This window comes from Scytonema sp. HK-05 (assembly GCF_963872035.1).
Classification (GTDB): Bacteria; Cyanobacteriota; Cyanobacteriia; order Cyanobacteriales; family Nostocaceae; genus Kalymmatonema.
Genome location: NZ_CAWMYC010000105.1, coordinates 72,412 through 90,028, shown reverse-complemented (window position 1 = coordinate 90,028; position 17,617 = coordinate 72,412). Strand labels below are relative to the sequence as shown.

At 46.0% G+C, this 17,617-nt stretch carries 10 protein-coding genes; 4 read left to right on the top strand and 6 right to left on the bottom strand.

Features of this window, described 5'->3' with window-relative positions; translation table 11 throughout:
- Positions 1-72: 72 nt before the first annotated feature.
- The 3 genes from AACT52_RS41450 to AACT52_RS19655 all read left to right on the top strand — a co-directional run bounded on the left by AACT52_RS41450 (position 73) and on the right by AACT52_RS19655 (position 4,867).
- Positions 73-288 (top strand): WD40 repeat domain-containing protein, encoded by a 216-nt coding sequence (locus AACT52_RS41450; protein ID WP_073632970.1) that lies wholly within the window; start codon positions 73-75, stop codon positions 286-288.
- A gap of 3 nt (positions 289-291) precedes the next feature.
- Entirely contained in the window at positions 292-1,080 is a 789-nt protein-coding gene (locus AACT52_RS19660; protein ID WP_337251623.1) for a WD40 repeat domain-containing protein, read from the top strand.
- A 133-nt stretch (positions 1,081-1,213) separates the two neighbouring features.
- Positions 1,214-4,867 (top strand): nSTAND1 domain-containing NTPase, encoded by a 3,654-nt coding sequence (locus AACT52_RS19655; protein ID WP_073632968.1) that lies wholly within the window; start codon positions 1,214-1,216, stop codon positions 4,865-4,867.
- Positions 4,868-5,129: 262 nt separating this feature from the next.
- Here the strand turns inward: AACT52_RS19655 and AACT52_RS19650 are convergent, their stop codons facing one another.
- Positions 5,130-5,432: a hypothetical protein gene (locus AACT52_RS19650; protein ID WP_073632967.1), complete on the bottom strand. Its 303-nt coding sequence runs from the start codon at positions 5,430-5,432 to the stop codon at positions 5,130-5,132.
- A gap of 262 nt (positions 5,433-5,694) precedes the next feature.
- On the opposite strand from AACT52_RS19650, the gene AACT52_RS19645 reads away from it, so the two are divergent.
- The gene (locus AACT52_RS19645; protein ID WP_073632966.1) at positions 5,695-5,913 is read left to right on the top strand and encodes a helix-turn-helix domain-containing protein; all 219 of its coding nucleotides are present in this window, start codon (positions 5,695-5,697) and stop codon (positions 5,911-5,913) included.
- A gap of 320 nt (positions 5,914-6,233) precedes the next feature.
- Here the strand turns inward: AACT52_RS19645 and AACT52_RS19640 are convergent, their stop codons facing one another.
- The 5 genes from AACT52_RS19640 to AACT52_RS19620 form a co-directional block, all read right to left on the bottom strand.
- Positions 6,234-9,575 (bottom strand): Swt1 family HEPN domain-containing protein, encoded by a 3,342-nt coding sequence (locus AACT52_RS19640; RefSeq protein ID WP_073632965.1) that lies wholly within the window; start codon positions 9,573-9,575, stop codon positions 6,234-6,236.
- A gap of 22 nt (positions 9,576-9,597) precedes the next feature.
- On the bottom strand, positions 9,598-9,732 hold the full coding sequence (locus tag AACT52_RS19635; protein ID WP_272937110.1) for a hypothetical protein: 135 nt from the start codon (positions 9,730-9,732) through the stop codon (positions 9,598-9,600).
- 35 nt (positions 9,733-9,767) lie between these two features.
- Positions 9,768-10,475, bottom strand: a complete 708-nt coding sequence (locus AACT52_RS19630; RefSeq protein WP_198940959.1) for an endonuclease domain-containing protein — start codon at positions 10,473-10,475, stop codon at positions 9,768-9,770.
- A gap of 2 nt (positions 10,476-10,477) precedes the next feature.
- Positions 10,478-13,393, bottom strand: a complete 2,916-nt coding sequence (locus tag AACT52_RS19625; protein ID WP_073632964.1) for a DUF1156 domain-containing protein — start codon at positions 13,391-13,393, stop codon at positions 10,478-10,480.
- A gap of 361 nt (positions 13,394-13,754) precedes the next feature.
- Entirely contained in the window at positions 13,755-17,576 is a 3,822-nt protein-coding gene (locus tag AACT52_RS19620) for a helicase-related protein (protein ID WP_073632963.1), read from the bottom strand.
- Positions 17,577-17,617: the final 41 nt, after the last annotated feature.

The following is a 17,617-nucleotide window of genomic DNA, read 5'->3' as shown; positions in this document are numbered from 1 at the left end:
CTGGCGACTTATCCCCATGTCTAAAGCCAGGGGCTTGCGTCTCGTTTTCCGGTCAGTGGTGATCATGGCACAGTGCGGTTGTGGGATAACAAAGGCAAGCAAGTCGCTAAATGGAGAGGTCATCGGGGTTACGTAAGATCAGTAGCAATAAGCATAGACAAGCAAACAATTGTCAGTGGTGGTGATGATGGCAAAGTGCGGTTGTGGGATAGCAAGGGCAAGCAACTCGCTGAATTGAAAGGTGATCAGGGTTCCGTAAATTCAGTAGCAATAAGCACAGATAAATAGACAATTGTCAGTGGTGGTGAAGATGGCACTGTGCGGTTGTGGGATAGCAAGAGCAAGCAATTCACTGAATTGAAAGGTCATCAGGGTTACGTCTTCTCTGTAGCAATCAGCACAAATAAACAGACAATTGTCAGTGGTGGTGAAGATGGCACTGTGCGGTTGTGGGATAGCAAGAGCAAGCAATTCACTGAATTGAAAGGTCATCAGGGTTACGTCTTCTCTGTAGCAATCAGCACAGATAAACAGACAATTGTCAGTGGTGGTGATGATGGCACTGTGCGGTTGTGGGATAGCAAGAGCAAGCAATTCACTGAATTGAAAGGTCATCAGGGTTACGTCTTCTCTGTAGCAATCAGCACACATAAACAGACAATTGTCAGTGGTGGTGAAGATGGCACTGTGCGGTTGTGGGATAGCAAGGGCAAGCCAGTCGCTGAATTGAAAGGTCATCAGGCTCCCGTAAGCTCAGTAGCAATCAGCACAGATAAACAGACAATTGTCAGTGGTGGTTCAGATGGCACAGTGCGGTTGTGGGATAGCAAGAGCAAGCAATTCACTGAATTGAAAGGTCATCAGACTGCCGTAAGGTCAGTAGCAATCAGCACTAATAAACAGACAATTGTCAGTGGTGGTTCAGATGGCACTGTGCGGTTGTGGGATATTAGATTGGAGTCTTGGTTGAAAGCTGGTTGTGAGCGATTACAGGATCATCCTGTTTTCAAAAACCGTGAAAGTTCTGAAGCAAAAGGAGCTAAGGCAACGTGTGAACCATATTTCCGTCAATCTCGTTAAATATGCAATTTTTTATGAAGTTTCTATCACAAAATCAATCATTGTCTTGGCTGGGTGAAAACTGGCATAAGCTACTTAAGTATTGTTGGGTTGACACTTTGATGCTGGTGAATCGGTAGATGAGGCAGAATCCATGAGCGATCGCGGGTTGAGGGATGAGAATCGCAGCATTAGGATTGAAAAGGATGCCATCAGCAGTGCGATTATTTCTGGAGATGGCAATAAAGTTGTTATCTACCAGTACCAACTTGAGCATCAACTAAACCAAGAGAAAGTTTCTACCACAGGAGAAATCGGTCCCAATCCTTACAAAGGGCTACTCGCATTTCTTGAAGTTGACGGCGATCGCTATTTTGGGCGAGAAAAACAAATCGAAAAACTGTGGAATCTATTTCGGACTCTTCACGAAAACACAACTCAACCAGAAGCGCCATTACGTTTGCTACCAATTTTAGGACCATCTGGTTCTGGTAAATCTTCCCTAGCGCGTGCAGGTTTAATTCCTGAACTCGCACGGCGTCCTCTACCGGGTAAAAGTCAAGCGCGAGTGGCGGTGCTTGTCCCTGGAACTCATCCCATTGAAGCTTTAGCAACGGTGTTGGCAAGGGTGGCGACGAATGACCAAACTCCTGTGGCTAAAACCCGCGAGTTTGCAGAAGAATTAAAACAAACTAGCAGTCACACTACTGATACTATTATTTATGATGGCTTACGGCGCATTGCCAATGTTTTACCAGAGATTGCTGTATCGCCGTTGGTGGTTTTAGTAGACCAGTTTGAAGAAGTTTACTCGCTTTGCGATGACGCTATTGAGCGCCAAATATTTATTGAGAACTTAATTCATGCAGCAGGCGATCGCTCTGGTTGTGTATCGGTTATCATCACTCTGCGTAGCGACTTTCTTGGAGAAACTCAACGACATCCAGCACTTAATCAGGCGATCGCAAAACTTGGTGTCATTGTACCTGCCATGAGTACAGAGGAATTGCGGCAAGCAATTACCAAACCAGCTTCAAATGCAGGTCATCCACTGGAGGAAGCTGTCGTTAATTTGTTACTTCAAGACACCCAAGGAAGAGAAGGAGCATTACCCCTGCTCCAGTTTGCATTAACACGTATTTGGGACGGGCTAAAAAATGGTGTTGAACCTGTCAAGACACTTGAACAAATTGGTGGAGTTGGTGGAGCATTAGCTCTGGAAGCTCAACGCATTTATCAAAGCCTCAACGAACAAGAAAAGAAAATTGCTCAACGAGTCTTTCTGGGATTAGTTCAGCTTGGGGAAGGAACAAGCGACACACGCCGCCGTGCCAATATTAATAGCTTGGTTTCTTATAAAGATGAGCCAGAGTATGTCAAAAAGGTGATTGACAGATTTGCTCATCCTGGTGTGCGATTGGTTACCCTCTCTAGCATTGACGGAACAGAAACCGCAGAAGTCACCCACGAAGCGTTATTTGCCAATTGGGGGCAGATGAGACAATGGCTTGATAGCAGCCGCAGCGACATCCGCTTCCAGCGTCGCTTGGATGAAGCAGCAAGGGTTTGGGATGAAAATGGTCGTCCAGATGGGAGCCTTTGGCGTCCTCCAGATTTGGATTTATTAAAGAAATATAAAGAACGGGCAAGCGAAAACATGACACCGCTACAGGTGGAATTTTTTCAAGCTTCCCAACAAGCAGAGAATAACAGAAAGCGTTTGCAGTGGCTAGGAATTGGGGGATTGGTTACAGGTTTATTTTTCTTTGCTTATCAGTGGCGAAGTTCAGAAAGAGGGCGGATAGAACAAGCTGCTAAAGCAGCCAAAAGTTTGTCGTTGACAGATCCCTTAGCAAGCTTGATGACTGCAATTAATCTTATAGGACAAAGCCGTTCACCTTTGCTTAGTTTCCCCAATCAATCATTACCCCCATCAGTACAAGACAGCTTATTCAGTGCAGTCCAAAATAGTAGAGAAAAAAATGTTTTCAGAGGTCATAAGGGTTTCGTATACTCAGTAGCGATGAGCACGGATGGACAGACAATTGTCAGTGGTGGTTCAGATGGCACAGTGCGGGTGTGGGATAACAAAGGCACCCAAGTCGCCGAATTGAGAGGTCATAAGGGTTTCGTATACTCAGTAGCGATGAGCACGGATAGACAGACAATTGTCAGTGGTGGTTCAGATGGCACAGTGCAGTTGTGGGATAACAAAGGCAACCAAGTCGCTAAATTGAGAGGTCATAAGGGTTCCGTCAATTCAGTAGCAATCAGCACAGATGGGCAAACAATTGTCAGTGGTGGTGATGATGGCACAGTGCGCTTGTGGGATAACAAGGGCAACGAAGTCGCTGTATTCCGAGGTCATCAGGGTTCCGTCAATTCAGTAGCAATCAGCACAGATGGACAGACAATTGTCAGTGGTAGTTCAGATAGGACAGCGCGGTTGTGGGATAACAAAGGCAACCAAGTCGCTGTATTCCGAGGTCATCAGGGTTCCATCAATTCAGTAGCAATAAGCACTAATAGACAGACAATTGTCAGTGGTAGTTCAGATACGACAGCGCGGTTGTGGGATAACAAAGGCAACCAAGTCGCCGAATTGAGAGGTCATCAGAATTATGTGTTATCAGTGGCAATAAGTTCAGATAGGCAGACGATTGTCAGTGGTGGTTTAGATGGCACAGTGCGGTTGTGGGATAACAAAGGCAACCAAGTCGCTGTATTCCGAGGTCATCAGAGTTTCGTAAACTCAGTAGCAATAAGTATAGATAAACAGACGATTATCAGTGGCAGTTTAGATGGCACAGTGCGGTTGTGGGATACTAAAAGCAAGCAAGTCACTGTATTCCAAGATCAGAAAGGTTCCATAGAAGCAGTAGCAATAAGTACAGATAAGCAGACGATTGTCAGTGGTGGTTCAGATGGCAGGGTACGGTTGTGGGATACCCAGGGCAAGCAAGTCGCTGAATTCAGAAGTCAACAGACTAACGTAAGCTCAGTAGCAATAAGCACGGATAGACGAACAATTGTCAGTGGTGGTTCAGATGGCATAGTGCGGTTGTGGGATACCCAGGGCAAGCAAGTCGCTGTATTCCGAGGTCATCAAGGTATCGTATATTCAGTAGCAATAAGTACAGATAAACAGACCATTGTCAGTGGTGGTTCAGATGGCACAGTACGGTTGTGGGATACCCAGGGCAATCGAGTCGCTGTATTCAGAAGTCAACAGGGTTCCGTGAGTTCAGTAGCGATAAGTATAGATAAACAGATCATTGTCAGTGGTAATTATGATGGTACAGTGCGGTTGTGGAATAGCCAAGGCAAGCCAGTCGATCAATTCAGAAGTCAACGGGGTCCATTATTTTCAGTAGCAATAAGCATAGATAAACAGACGATTGTCAGTGGTGGTTCAGATGGCACAGTACGGTTGTGGGATACCCAGGGCAAACAAGCTCCTGAATTCAGAGGTCATCTGGGTCCTGTTAGGTCAGTAGCAATAAGTACAGACAAGCAGGCGATTATCAGTGGTGGTTATGATGGCACAGTGCGGTTGTGGGATAGCAAGGGCAAGCAAGTCGCTGAATTGAGAGATCATCTGGGTTCGGTAAGGTCAGTAGCAATAAGCATAGATAAGCAGACGATTGTCAGTGGTGGTTCAGATGGCACTGTGCGGTTGTGGGATATTAGATTTGAGTCTTGGCTAAAAGCAGGTTGTGAGCGATTACAGGATCTTCTTGTTTTCAAAGAACGTAAAACTCCTGATGCGAGAGGCGCTAAGGCAACGTGTGAGCCATACCTGCGTTGAGAACCTAATCTTGCTGTCTTATGAATTATTCTATTCTGCAAGCTAAGGGCTTGATTGCGAACAGTGCAACTGCTTCGGCGATGCTCTCAAAGGGAGCCGTCCAAGGGGCGATCGCAGCACTACGCTAAAAATTACACCATTTTATTCTCGAATAAGTTTAAAATTTTTTAAAGATAGTTCTGTTTATCAAAAGCTTAAAGCAAGAAAGAGACGTGAAGTTAACCACGTCTCCAGGTGATGGAAAATTAATTTATGCAAGCCGTTACGCTACATCTGCCACCAACAAGCCATTAACAGCGATGATAATTATCTGTGCCTTAAAAGGAGTGTCACACAGAGGTCTGACATCACTATTAAAAGGTTGGGCTACCCATTTACCCTCCAAATTTTGGTAAAAAGTTCCGAGTAGATGGGAACCGTTCCAAACTCGATACAGTTCTCCAAAATCATCTGGTACTGAGTCAATTTCGATTTCTGGGGCTACTGCGTCAGCTAAATCGTCAATATGTTCCTCAAACTCTGATTGAGCCGAGGCTTGGTTATCAAACTCTTCTTGTACAATCATCTAAGTAACCTCATTAACGGGGTTTTACAAAAGGCGATCGCAATCTTTGGACGGAGGGCGATCGCCTTTGTTTTTGTCTATCAATTAATCTACGTCTCGCGTAGATATACGTCAAGAGTAGATTTATAAAACTTAGAATGTTATAAATCTACTTGTAATTTAAAATACCGACAAGTAGAGAAATCTACGTCTAGCAGCTACTAAACTGGGGATGTAGTGTATGTCTAGGAAGTAAGTGATTCGCTGGAAATTAAATGAAGTGATGGCACGAAAGCGAGTTAGGAACAAGGACTTGGCAGAGGCATTAGGGATAACAGAAAATTCGGTTTACAGACTTCGCAAGGTTGACGAGATGCCAAGATTGACGCCAGAAAGGTTGAACGGTATTTGCATGGCATTGAATTGTCAGCCCGGTGAGCTTTTGGAATATGTGCCAGATGATACTGAAGGTAAAGTTGTTTCTACTATTGATGTAATGTGAGTACAATTGTAATTTTCAAAAATCAAATGGTAGGTGGGAATCAAAACCAATAGCTCCCATGCCAATTGCATAGGAGCGCTACAGGTAGAAACTAATTTTTACGAATCAGGTACAGTGCTAGTTGTAACATCGGCAATGCTTTCGATGAACTGCCCAAAAGTCAAACGCCCTTACCCCCTCTATAGGCGATACCGATAATAAAAAGCGATTGCAAGGGAGCGTAGTGGGAAGACAGCCCAATCACCAAGAACGCAAAACAATCGCAACTTAATGATAAATAGTTAATCAAATTTCAGATAACACGATTGTTGACTTCAAAGTCACTCTTGCTCAAATTCCTGATTGGTAAATTTCAAAACCCGACAGTTCTCTGTGACTGTACGAATCACATTCTCTGGTACTCCATCAGGAACAGTTACCTGAAGTTCCAAAGTAATTTCTACTTCTGCACCTACCAAACTGCTAAGGTGTTGAATGACCTCGTCCGCTATCTGTCCCGCATCGCGTCGTAACCGCAATGAGTCTAACTTCACTGAACCATAAAAGCGCTTTGGTGGAACTGTGACAGTTGTTTGATGACCGGAAGTACCATTTTGTGTTTCTACATCATCAGAACTGACTTTAGTACTTTGCTTTTCAGTCTTATAGACTGATGTCCCTGTTGCTTCTTTAACCACTGAAGTCTGAGTTTTTACGGTAGCAGCATCTGCATCAAACTGGCGTTGCGCTACTTCTGGTTTAACTATCAGGTTTTGACTGCTCAGTGTTACGGTAATATGTTCAGCTGCTTTCAAACCCAGGTAACGCCCTTTGGCTTCATCCCAGCCTGTGGCGTAGGCAAAATTTTCATTCCACAGTAAGGCTGCGACTCCTTCTTTTATCGCCTCTAACAGCACTTGTTGATTTTTGATACGTGGCAAGTACAGGTAGTACGCTAGGTACTCCCACAGCTTCTTAAGGTCGAGGTGATTGACATCCCGCCAGAGATAGGGATCGAGGGCTTCTAAGCGCAAGCGGCTAGCAGCATAGTTAGCAATCAAATGTTCTTCGTGAACTGCTTTGCGACTTGCCTGCAAAATAGGAGAGTCTTGCTTTTGCAGTCGGATTTCTTGCCATTCAATCGCCCCTTGGGGATCTGGTTGTTCCGGCACTAATAGCCAAATGTAAGCTTCCTGAATTAAACTTTTAACATCTTTGTCGGTTTGCTGTTGTTTGGTTGTCGCCTGATTGCTTTGAAAAACATCCAAGTTCAAAGCTTCTTTATCGCGCACAATCGAATTCCAGGCGAGGTACTGGCAAACAGATTGTTCTAGTAACTCAAGTTTTGCCTTGTCTGGTGCTAGGAACAGCAACATATTTTTGCAGTACCGAGGACTAGCTCCCTTTTGGTTCAGTATTTCTTCTGCCCTCGTGCGGGCTGGGGCGTTACTTTCCTTGTTTTTATGAGGATGCTGCGGTCCCAAGACAACGAGCCTCACAGCCATTTCATCAGGAACATCTGCGGTGGAATCGGGGGCAATATGCACTCCATCGAAAATACCGCGTTGCTTGTCAGCCTTCAGTCGATGAATAATTTCATCCCAAACTTTATCCTGAGTTTGTTGAATTTGCTCGGCTCTATCTTGGGCAAGTCGGGTGACACTCGGTTGAGTGGAGAACCAGTAACGAGTATTATCGACGTAAAGGTGTGTGGCTTGGTCGGTCAGTCGGCGCAGAGCATCCCCGAAGGTGGCAACACTTTCCCCTGGTTGAACGCAGCCCAATTTGATGCGGTTGTCTTCTACACCACGATTGGCTGCTCGCAAAGTGGGGGCAGAACCAAGGTAAATTGTCCGGGCAACACGACGGCAAGCAGAGTAACGTCCTAAATTTGGGTTTTGGCGATCGCACGCCAAGGGCAGCGAATTATATCCATCCACATCTTTCTCAATCACTGGCACCCAGTTGTCTTCTAGGTAACGAGTTAATTCTGCTTGCACCTGTCCATCATCCATTGGCACGTTAGCAGGCATAATTAACAAACTCTTGTCCTGTCCCTCCCAAAGTGAGTGAATCACCTTTGCCATCAGTCGCAGGACACCACGCGTGCGTTGGAATTTGTCTAAAGTTGACCAGTCGTTGTAAAGTCGGTCAAATAGTTCTGGATGGATGGGATAAGCATTTTCTAGCCGTCGCTTATAAGTTGCTTCTCGACATTCTGAAGGAAATTCCTGCGGTTGGGTTTGGTACATTTCCCCAAAAGCGCGGATGACAGCATCACGAGCAATAAAGCCGCTTTCTTCAGTGATGGGTTGAAATAATCGCCGCCGCACAATTTCAAAGCTTTCATCAGCACTTGCTGGACGCCAAGGAGATTCAACTCTGCCAATAGCGTTTTTGAGTCTACTCAAGGCTTCTTTACCGCGATCGCCTCCAATTTCATTATCAGAAGCAGGAATACTGACCACCAACAGCGTTTGTGCAGCATTTTTTGCCGATTCGCTCAAAGTCTGGGCAAAAGTAAAGTGAGTGTCAAAACTGCCTCCAGGGAGGTCATTTTGTTCGTGCAGCTGACGAGCATAAGCTACCCATTCATCAATTAAAATCAAGCAGGGCGCATAGCGGTTAAACAACAGCCGCAGGGTATCGCCTGGGTTAGTTGAGGTTTCATCTGAAGAGCGAATCATTTCGTAGGCTTCTCTACCCCCCAGTTGCCAAGCCAGTTCACCCCAGAGAGTCCTGACAACTGTGCCATCTTTTTTATGTTGCGGCTGACCTGGAGAAATTTTATTGCCTACCAGCACCGCTGTGCTTACCTTCGGCGGAGGCAAAATACCTGCTGCTTCCAGCACTGGTTCTAATCCAGGTAACTCAGATGCCGGAACTCCCATAAACACGTGGTATAATGCCAACATGGCGTGAGTTTTGCCGCCACCAAAGTTGGTTTGTAGTTCGATAACGGGGTCGCCTCCCTTGCCAGAAAGACGTAGCAAGGCATTTGTGAGTAGTTGCTTCAGCCCTTCAGTAAGGAAAGTGCGGCTGAAAAACTCAGTAGGTACGCGGTATTCGTCGGAACCCTCATCTAAATAAACTTGCCAAAGGTCGGCAGCAAATTCCGCCTGTTGATAGCGACCAGAAGCAACATCTGGGTGAGGCGTGACAATTTCTCGCCAGGATTTTAAACCACCTGTGGGATTGCCTTCTACAGGTTGGAGAGTAGCGCGACGAGTTTCACGACGGGCTTGTTCGGTAAAGCGAACGCGCAACAGTTCTTGTTTTTGCTTGTCAACTTCATCTGCTTCTGGTGCGGAGATGGAAGAGAGTAACCGCGAGACGCTATCAAGAGCGCGATAAGCGTCTTCTGTAGAGAATGGTTCGTTATGCGCCCAAGCGTTGCGTGTTTCTTTTAACTCCCCAACTAAGTTTTTTTCCGCATTACCTAGAGTTTTTTTAAATACGTCACGCCACTGACCAAACATTAGTTTAAGCTGTTCTGAGACATCCTGTTTAAGGAGTTGTTGAACAGTGCGCCGCAGGTTACGGTCTTCTGATACAAAAGGCGTGGCGGCGACTAGCCACTTATCGCTATAAACGGAACGCATCTCCCTTTCCACAAAGGGATATAAGCCATCTTTCAGGAGGTCTAATGCTCTGCCAACTCGTTCACGATTACTAATACTCATAGTTTTTTTTATACTAATTTATTTAGTGAGATTGCCCTCTCCCCTGCCCCTCTCCCAGAATGGGAGAGGGGTTTAATTGCTTCCCTTGTGCCATTTTGGGAGAAGGGGTTGGGGGATGAGGGCTATCTTGGACAAAAGCTTGACTAATGATATTCATATTTTTTTATACTAATTTATTTAGTGAAATTGCCCTCACCCCTGCCCCTCTCCCAGAATGGGAGAGGGGTTTAATTGCTTCCCTTGTGCCATTTTGGGAGAAGGGGTTGGGGGATGAGGGCTATCTTGGACAAAAGCTTGACTAATGGTGTCTAAAGCAACAGGTAAATTTGTTTCAACCAAATAGCTACTTATACGTACAAACCGCAGTCCCAAGGATTCAAGTAATTCCTGACGCTGTTGATCTGCAATCTTTTGAGATTCATGAATCGGTCCGTCTACTTCCACGATGAGACGTTCTGCTGCACAAAAGAAATCAACAACAAAACACCCAATTGGTTGTTGACGACGGAATTTGCGACCTTGTAATTTACGGTTTCGCAAAGCTTGCCAGAGGATAGCTTCGCTGGGTGTAGGTTCTTTGCGAAACTGACGGGCTACTTCTTTCATTTTTTGCCGTAGGGCTGGGGGAACTTGCCATTTGTCTGGAGTGCCCTCACCCCCTCCTCTACGTCTCAAATGGGTGAGGGTTTGGGAGAGGGGAGTAAGAGTAGTTTCTTCGCTTTTTGTTCCTCTTTCAGGTTGGGCTAGGGGTGCTATAGACGAGGAAAGGTTTTCACCTGCTCTAAAGTTCTGGAAGCGGTGAGTAAAATTAGTTTCTTCGCTTCTTGTTCCCCCTCTCCCAAGTTGGGAGAGGGGGTTAGGGGGTGAGGGCAAAGACGGTGGACACTTGTCGAATTCCATCTCTAAAACAACGCTACTTGTACAGGAGTCTGTTCTTCACTATCAGCAGTGAGGCGGGAAATTTCCGACCAAGAAATCACCAAGCTGTTGTAAGCGACACCTTCAGCAGCCCAGCCTTTCCTGTCGCAAATGTTATACAGCCGATAAGCTAATTCCCTTGCTGCTTCTCCTATGGCTCCTAGTTGAGAGAGCAAATTCGCAGCGCCTATATTTCCAGCACCGTCTTGCAATTCCCGAATCATGTGCTGTGTCGCTTCCCAGACAGTGAGGCGGTTATCCGTTTGTGGGTTCCAATCTTTCGGCAATTCGTCGCGGCGCAGTAGTCGCACTTTGCTAGATTTGGCTACTAGGATGCCAGCGTTCTCCATGCCTTTGACTGAGGTATTTTTGGCTTTTGAGAGGGTTTCAGCATCGCCGAACAACCCTTCATTAAAGGCGTGCTGTTCAAACCAAATCAGAGCAAAGCGGGTTTCCGCGTCAAATTCTCCTTCTTGTTCTGCTAGGAATTCGTCTAAGGTTTGGTTAATCAGTTGCAGCGCAGTGCGAACGCGCATTGGTGTGCCATCTGATTCCAAGACTTTGCTGTAGCTGGAGTATATTCCCATACCGGGACCAATGCTGGCTTGTGCCAAGTCTACCGGGGCGATGTTGCCTTGTTGCAGCTTGTGTAGGGCATCAGGAAGTTCGCGTTTGAGGGCGTTGACGAATTGGCGGCGTGTGGTAGATGGTGCGGTTTCTGGGCGGGGACGGCAGACGAGGACGATAGAGGATGCGAGGGCGTTAGAATTTTGGCTCCTCGTTCTGTTGCTTAATTCTGTACGCATTGGTAATGTACCAGTGATGGTAAAGCCAGATTGAATTAAGCCCTCTAACATTGTTTCCCAACCTGTTGAGGCAACACTAACCTGACTGCTTCCATCTTTGTCATCATCTTCTGTTTCAGTTTGCTTGAAAGCGTAGTAAACAGTAAAGGGATAGTCTGGATGGGCTATCTTTCGTACCTGAGTAAAAACTTTACCTAGTCCTTCTTCAAAAAACTTTTGTGCTTTTTCTTTGCTGCCATGACGAAATTGATCTGCAACAAGTTCTTGACTCTTTGGCACAAGCAAAGTTGTGAACAGGTCAGGATAAATATGACCTAGTGAACGACGTAGCCAGATATAAAAGAAATCTGACAGGTCTGCGTATGGCACTGAATCATAATAGGGTGGGTCAGTGGAAATAAGTTGATGGCTAACATGATTATTAATCCCAGTAGCATCGAGGTGTTGGCTGTAGCCACAACTATTAGTAGCAAAGTTACTTATTGCACGAACTATGGTGCTAATAGTAGTTGTGTAATCACCCGCTGCACTATTGAACGCATTAGATTCTGCATAATCCCATACCATTGGGATTGCTTGCCTGGTAAATGCATGGATCGCTTGATCCATACTTGGCTTCCAGGTTGCTAGACTGCATAAACTGTCGCTTAGTTTACTTACCCCAAGCCCTAAATACATTGCTACTGCATCTGCATAAGCTGTTGCATTGATACCACCTTCATAAAGCGGTAAGCCATCATCAGATACCCCAGTAGATACAGTATCAGCAAGTACTTTTTCTCTCGCTTCGCTTATTAAGTCACTGAAATTGGTTAAGGCTACAAGCTGACGTGGGGTAAATAGGTCACAGTGGCGAGTCATCCCATAACGCGGAGTTGCCATGTACTGAGGATGTATAGAAAGTTGTGTTTCAGGCTTCCACTCTGCTTGTGCTGAAGCTGCAATTTCCTCATGTTCTTGAGTCGGTGACAAATACACCCGCCCACGCTGTCCTTCTGCCACAATAGCCATTAACTGTGTGCCCATCCGCGCTGCTTTCCCCTGAGCGCGAATGTAGTCTAAAGGCACAGGCGTACCACAACATATACAAATTGCACCCTTGCGGCTAACGGTTCCATCTGGAGGCTCACCTTTGCCAGTCTTCACCTGAAAACGCACAACAGGCGGTTGCTGGCTGTTATCAACAATTGGTTCAACCCACGCTTGCTTATCCTTCTTCGTTGAAAGCACAAAAGAACGCACCAACGGCATTTTTGCACCACAAATCGGATTAGGACATTTCACTGTTCTTGCCCATAACCAAGCAATAACTGTTGCTTGTTTGCCCTCACCCCCGTCCCCTGTCCCAGAAGGTGAGAGAGGTGTATTTTCTTCTCCCTTTCTCCCGTTTTCGCACAGGGGTGTATCTTCTCCCCTTCTCCCGTTATCGGAGAAGGGGCTGGGGGATGAGGGTAAATTCACCTTAGGATACAAATGCCCAATTCGCTTAAAAGCTTCATCCCGCATCCATTGCCCGTAATAGCGCACATCTTCAGCCAATCCCTGCGCCCCATACCATTTTTTAGTACTCAGAGAGTTTTTGCGAGAATCAGGGTTAACAGGAGGCTGATTTGCAAACTTCGGTGGAATTTCAATCAAAGCTTTGGTAATCAAAACCGCCACCGGATTGATGTCACTACCATGCGCTTCTAACCCTAATCTCTGGGCTTCCAGAGGTATAGAACCTCCTCCACAAAAAGGGTCAAGCACAGGCGGCGGATTGTTATTAGTTGATTTGAGAATTTCTGCTTTAGCTTTCTCTAAAACATCCTGATTGTTGATATTCTCCCACTTCACCAATTGTTCGATAATTTCAAACAGACGTTTTCTTTCTGTTTCCTGCGCCTCTTCAGTAGGAAATTTATCAGGATGACTCGATGGATCATCCACCAAAGATGCAAACAACACCGCCCGACAAGCCGCTAAAGGTCGCCGCGCCCACCATAAATGCAGTGTTGAAGGATGTCCGTGTCGAATTGATTTTTCTCTTGCAGATTCTTTATTAATTGCTTCAAGTGGTAACGCGACTTCGATTAGCTTCTTGCGATAATTCATCTGGATAAATATAATACATTAGTATTAGTCAATCAAACCCTTAGAACACTGAGTTAAAAATTAGGCATAACAAAATCAGCCCGCTAAGCGGACTTAAAAATAATTCTGTGGATATACAGCTTGTATAGTTTGATAGATGCGTAATGTAGGAAACGGAGGGACTTGCTCCGTTGTCCTTTAACAGAGAAAAATTAGGTAATATTTTTGACTTCTTACAGTGTAACTATTTTTCAGAGATCGTCAAGAATTAAGTATGAATAAGTATCAAATGACTCTGATTACTGATTATTTCGTGACTAGAGGCTGTACCCTTACCCCCAGCCCCTCTCCCAGAATGGGAGAGAGAAGAAGGAAGTGAAGGCTAAATAGGCTCAGTTCCCTGTTGCCACAACTCCCACCAGTCGTAATTGATACTTGTCACTGCAAAATCTGGCTCTTTGTGAAACGGATGTCGCAGATAACGAATGACGCAATCATTGTCACGCACGTTGTAAGTCCCTTGGGATGCTTTGACTTTCCAAGCATCGCCCTCGGTAAATTCCTCTGACTTTGGTACTTGTACTAATGCCAAAATAAAATTCTCTGGTTTATTTAAGGCGGTGATAATTTCATTTTTTGTCACTGTTACTGTTTCTGCACCTGCAATTCGCCCCTTCACTTCAATAAATCGTAAGCCCTCACCCCCTGCCCCTCTCCCAGAATGGGAGAGGGGTGCCGTAGGCGGGGTGAGGGGTGCCGTGGATGGGGTGAGGGGTGCCGTGGATGGGGTAAGGGGTGCCGTAGGCGGGGTGAGGGGACGCGACTCGATATCATAGCCGCATTTTTCTGCACTCACATCCCTTGGTTCGTTCCCCAAACGACGTTCTGCTTCCATCACCGCCGCCATTGCTGCGAGTTCAACCCGTTTAGTCTCCCTGGCAAACATCGCTGCTGCTGACTGTCGCTTGCCTTGCAGTCGTTGCAGCAAACCTACCGACACCACCAGCGCACCCCCAACCACCACAGGCGGTAATGGCGATAATCTGCGTTCTTGCTCTAATTCTTCCAAACGCTGCATCAACCGCGCTTGCAACTCATCTGCTCGCTGACGTGCTTTGCCTGAGTTAATTTTGGCATTAGGCTTGCCAGCTTCTTCTTGCATTTTCAGTTCTTCTGCCCGATGGTCCCAGTAATGTATTTCCTTGGTCAATCTGTCTTTCACCGCTACCATCGTCTTAGCAATGAGTTCCTCTTTGCGCTGCCTTAGTTCTTGAAGATGTTGGGGAACAAGATTGGCGATCGCATAACTCTTTGCCTGTAGTTCCAAATCTTTTCGCAACCAAGATTGTTCTAGTACCGCTTCCACAACAGACTTTTCTTCATCCGTCAGCGGACGATAATTGAGGTAAGGCGCATAGCCTGCATTTTTTGCCCTCACCCCCGTCCCCTCTCCCAGAATGGGAGAGGGGTGTCTGTTCTCCTGTTCTGCCATTCTGGGAGAGGGGTGCCTATTCTCCTCTTCTCCTATTCTGGGTGAGAGGTGTATATTCTCCCTTTCTCCCCTCGTGGGAGAAGGGGTTGGGGGATGAGGGCAAATTTCCACATACTGCATCCGTCGGGACACCACCCGTCGTGTACCATTGGGACTTACCCGTGCATCTTGTATCGAATGTTCCAGGTAAACCAAGGCACGAACATCTTCGCTGGGGTCATTCTCATCTACCAGGACAGTACCTTGTTTCAACAAATCCCGATGACGTTCCAAAGTTAAGTCAATTGTGGCATCCAACAGAGGATGTCCAGAACATATAAATTCCGCCACTGGTTTTGTAGGAGGATTAATGAGGGCTTTATCAAAACAAATCCGTTCGTAACTCCGCCCCAGTACGTCTCCTACACCAATTTGTCGTCCTCTATTACGGATAAGTGCTGGAACATGGGTGATTTGATAGCGCTGTGGTTCTCGTTGACGCACTGTTCCACCAAGCTGGGTAAAAGCTTCCAGGAAGAAAGAAGCAATAAAATGAGGTTGCAGCCGCCTTGCCTGCGCCCGTTCCATTTCTTCCCGAACTTGCTGTACTTTGGCAATATTCATCGAATCTCGTGCCAAAGCTCGTTCTTCCAAAAGTTCGCGTAGCCGCTGTTGATCGAGTTTGTCTTTTACCACTTGGTTAAGACGTTCTCTGACATCTGGGCGATCGCCATAACGAATTGCCTGAATTAACAATTCTCGTAACTCAGCGCCAGCGATGGCTTTTCCTAAAACGTCAAAGACTTTACCACCTAGCGCCTGCTGTTCTATCTCCAACTTCTTCAACAGCGCTAGATACACATCCCCTTCACGAGTTTTTGCTGCCAACAAATTCCACAGATGACACACTTCTGTCTGTCCAATTCGGTGAATGCGTCCAAAACGCTGTTCGAGGCGGTTGGGATTCCAAGGCAAGTCATAATTCACCATGAGGTGCGATCGTTGCAGGTTAATCCCCTCACCCGCAGCATCTGTCGCTATTAATACTTGCACTTCAATGTCTTGAGTAAAAGCTTGCTGCGCTTTGCGGCGTTCTTCGCGTCCCATTCCGCCGTGAATCGTCACTACCGCTTCAGTACGTCCAAGTAGCGTCCGAATCCTATCTGTTAAATAATTTAAAGTGTCCCGATGCTCAGTAAAAATCACCAGTTTGCGCCGATGTCCTTCAGCATTGAACATTTCGGCATTATTTTGCAGCAGATTCGAGAGTTCTTCCCATTTTTTATCTTTACCACTACGTCTTACTTGTAGTGCTAGTTGTTCTAATTCTTGTAAAAGAGCAATTTCTGTTTGTAATTCAGCAATTGTACGTGATGCCGTAGCAAGGTCAATAACTTCCTGTTCTGTAGCTTCGCGTTCTTCTCCTGGAATATCCTCCAAATCATCTTCTATATCTTCTAAGTCGATAACTCGTCCAAAATCAAAACTTGCTGACTGTCCCCGCTTTAATAATTCTTCTTCCCGTAGTCTTTTCTGTAACCGTTCCCGACGGCGTAGCAGTGATTGGTAGATAGCTTCTGGTGAAGAAGCAAGTCGGCGCTGCAAAATAGTCAAAGCAAAGCCAACCGTACCTTTGCGTCCTTCATTTTCCAAAGCATCAGCGCGATTAAATTCCTCGCGCACATACTCAGTGACTCGTTTATAAAGAACCGCTTCTAAATCCGAAAGTTCGTACTCTATCGTGCTGGCTTGGCGTTCTGGAAATAGCGGCTTCTCATCAAATTTCAGCAAATCTTCTTTAACCAATCGCCGCATCAAGTCAGAAGTATCCATGACATGGACACCATCGCGAAAGCGTCCCTCAAATCTGTCACCATCCAGCAACGCCAAAAACAACTGAAAGTCCTCTTCCTTACCGTTGTGTGGTGTCGCCGACATTAATAAAAAATGCCGCGTCAAACTTGACAGCAACTTACCCAGTTTATAGCGTTTCGTCTCCTTAATTTCACCCCCGAAGAACGAAGCCGACATTTTGTGAGCCTCATCGCAAACAACCAAATCCCAATCTGTTTGCGCTAACTTGGCTTGCAAGTCTTCATTACGACTGAGTTTGTCCAGCCGTACAATGAGTAACGGCATCTCCACAAAAGCATTCCCCGTCCGTGCCGCTTCAATACGGTCATTAGTGAGAATTTCAAAAGGCAAATGGAACTTTTGACCCAGTTCATCCTGCCACTGTAGCGCTAAACTGCCGGGACAAACTACCAAGCAACGATGCAAGTCGCCTCGGATAAGCAATTCTCGTATCAACAACCCCGCCATAATAGTTTTACCCGCTCCTGGATCATCTGCCAACAGGAACCGCAGGGGTTGGCGAGTCAGCATTTCCCCGTAGACAGCGGTGATTTGGTGTGGTAGTGGTTCTACCAGGGATGTATGAACAGCTAGCAGTGGGTCGAACAGATGAGCAAGATTGATACGGTGCGCTTCTGATACCAAGCGAAAATTAGTACCATCAGCGGTAAAACTCCAAGCACCGCCAGAGGTCACAATTTCCAGAGTAGATTCCCTGTCTCGAAATACCAACTCATTCCCTAGAGAACCACTGGCATCCTTATAGGTCAATTCGACAACATCCGAGCCATGCCACTGAGCATCGACAATGGTGACAATACTATTTGGTAGAATGCCTTTGACTTGCGTGCCTTTTGTCAATTCTTCAAGTCTAACCATGTCGAAGCATTTTCTTTTTTAGTATTTATTATTACATCATT

Excerpts from the sequence above, each read along its gene's own strand:
- AACT52_RS19655 (WP_073632968.1), top strand. The coding sequence starts at position 1,214 with ATGAGCGATCGCGGGTTGAGGGATGAGAATCGCAGCATTAGGATTGAA.
- AACT52_RS19650 (WP_073632967.1), bottom strand. The coding sequence starts at position 5,432 with ATGATTGTACAAGAAGAGTTTGATAACCAAGCCTCGGCTCAATCAGAG.
- AACT52_RS19645 (WP_073632966.1), top strand. The coding sequence starts at position 5,695 with ATGGCACGAAAGCGAGTTAGGAACAAGGACTTGGCAGAGGCATTAGGG.
- AACT52_RS19640 (WP_073632965.1), bottom strand. The coding sequence starts at position 9,575 with ATGAGTATTAGTAATCGTGAACGAGTTGGCAGAGCATTAGACCTCCTG.
- AACT52_RS19635 (WP_272937110.1), bottom strand. The coding sequence starts at position 9,732 with ATGAATATCATTAGTCAAGCTTTTGTCCAAGATAGCCCTCATCCCCCA.
- AACT52_RS19630 (WP_198940959.1), bottom strand. The coding sequence starts at position 10,475 with ATGGAATTCGACAAGTGTCCACCGTCTTTGCCCTCACCCCCTAACCCC.
- AACT52_RS19625 (WP_073632964.1), bottom strand. The coding sequence starts at position 13,393 with ATGAATTATCGCAAGAAGCTAATCGAAGTCGCGTTACCACTTGAAGCA.
- AACT52_RS19620 (WP_073632963.1), bottom strand. The coding sequence starts at position 17,576 with ATGGTTAGACTTGAAGAATTGACAAAAGGCACGCAAGTCAAAGGCATT.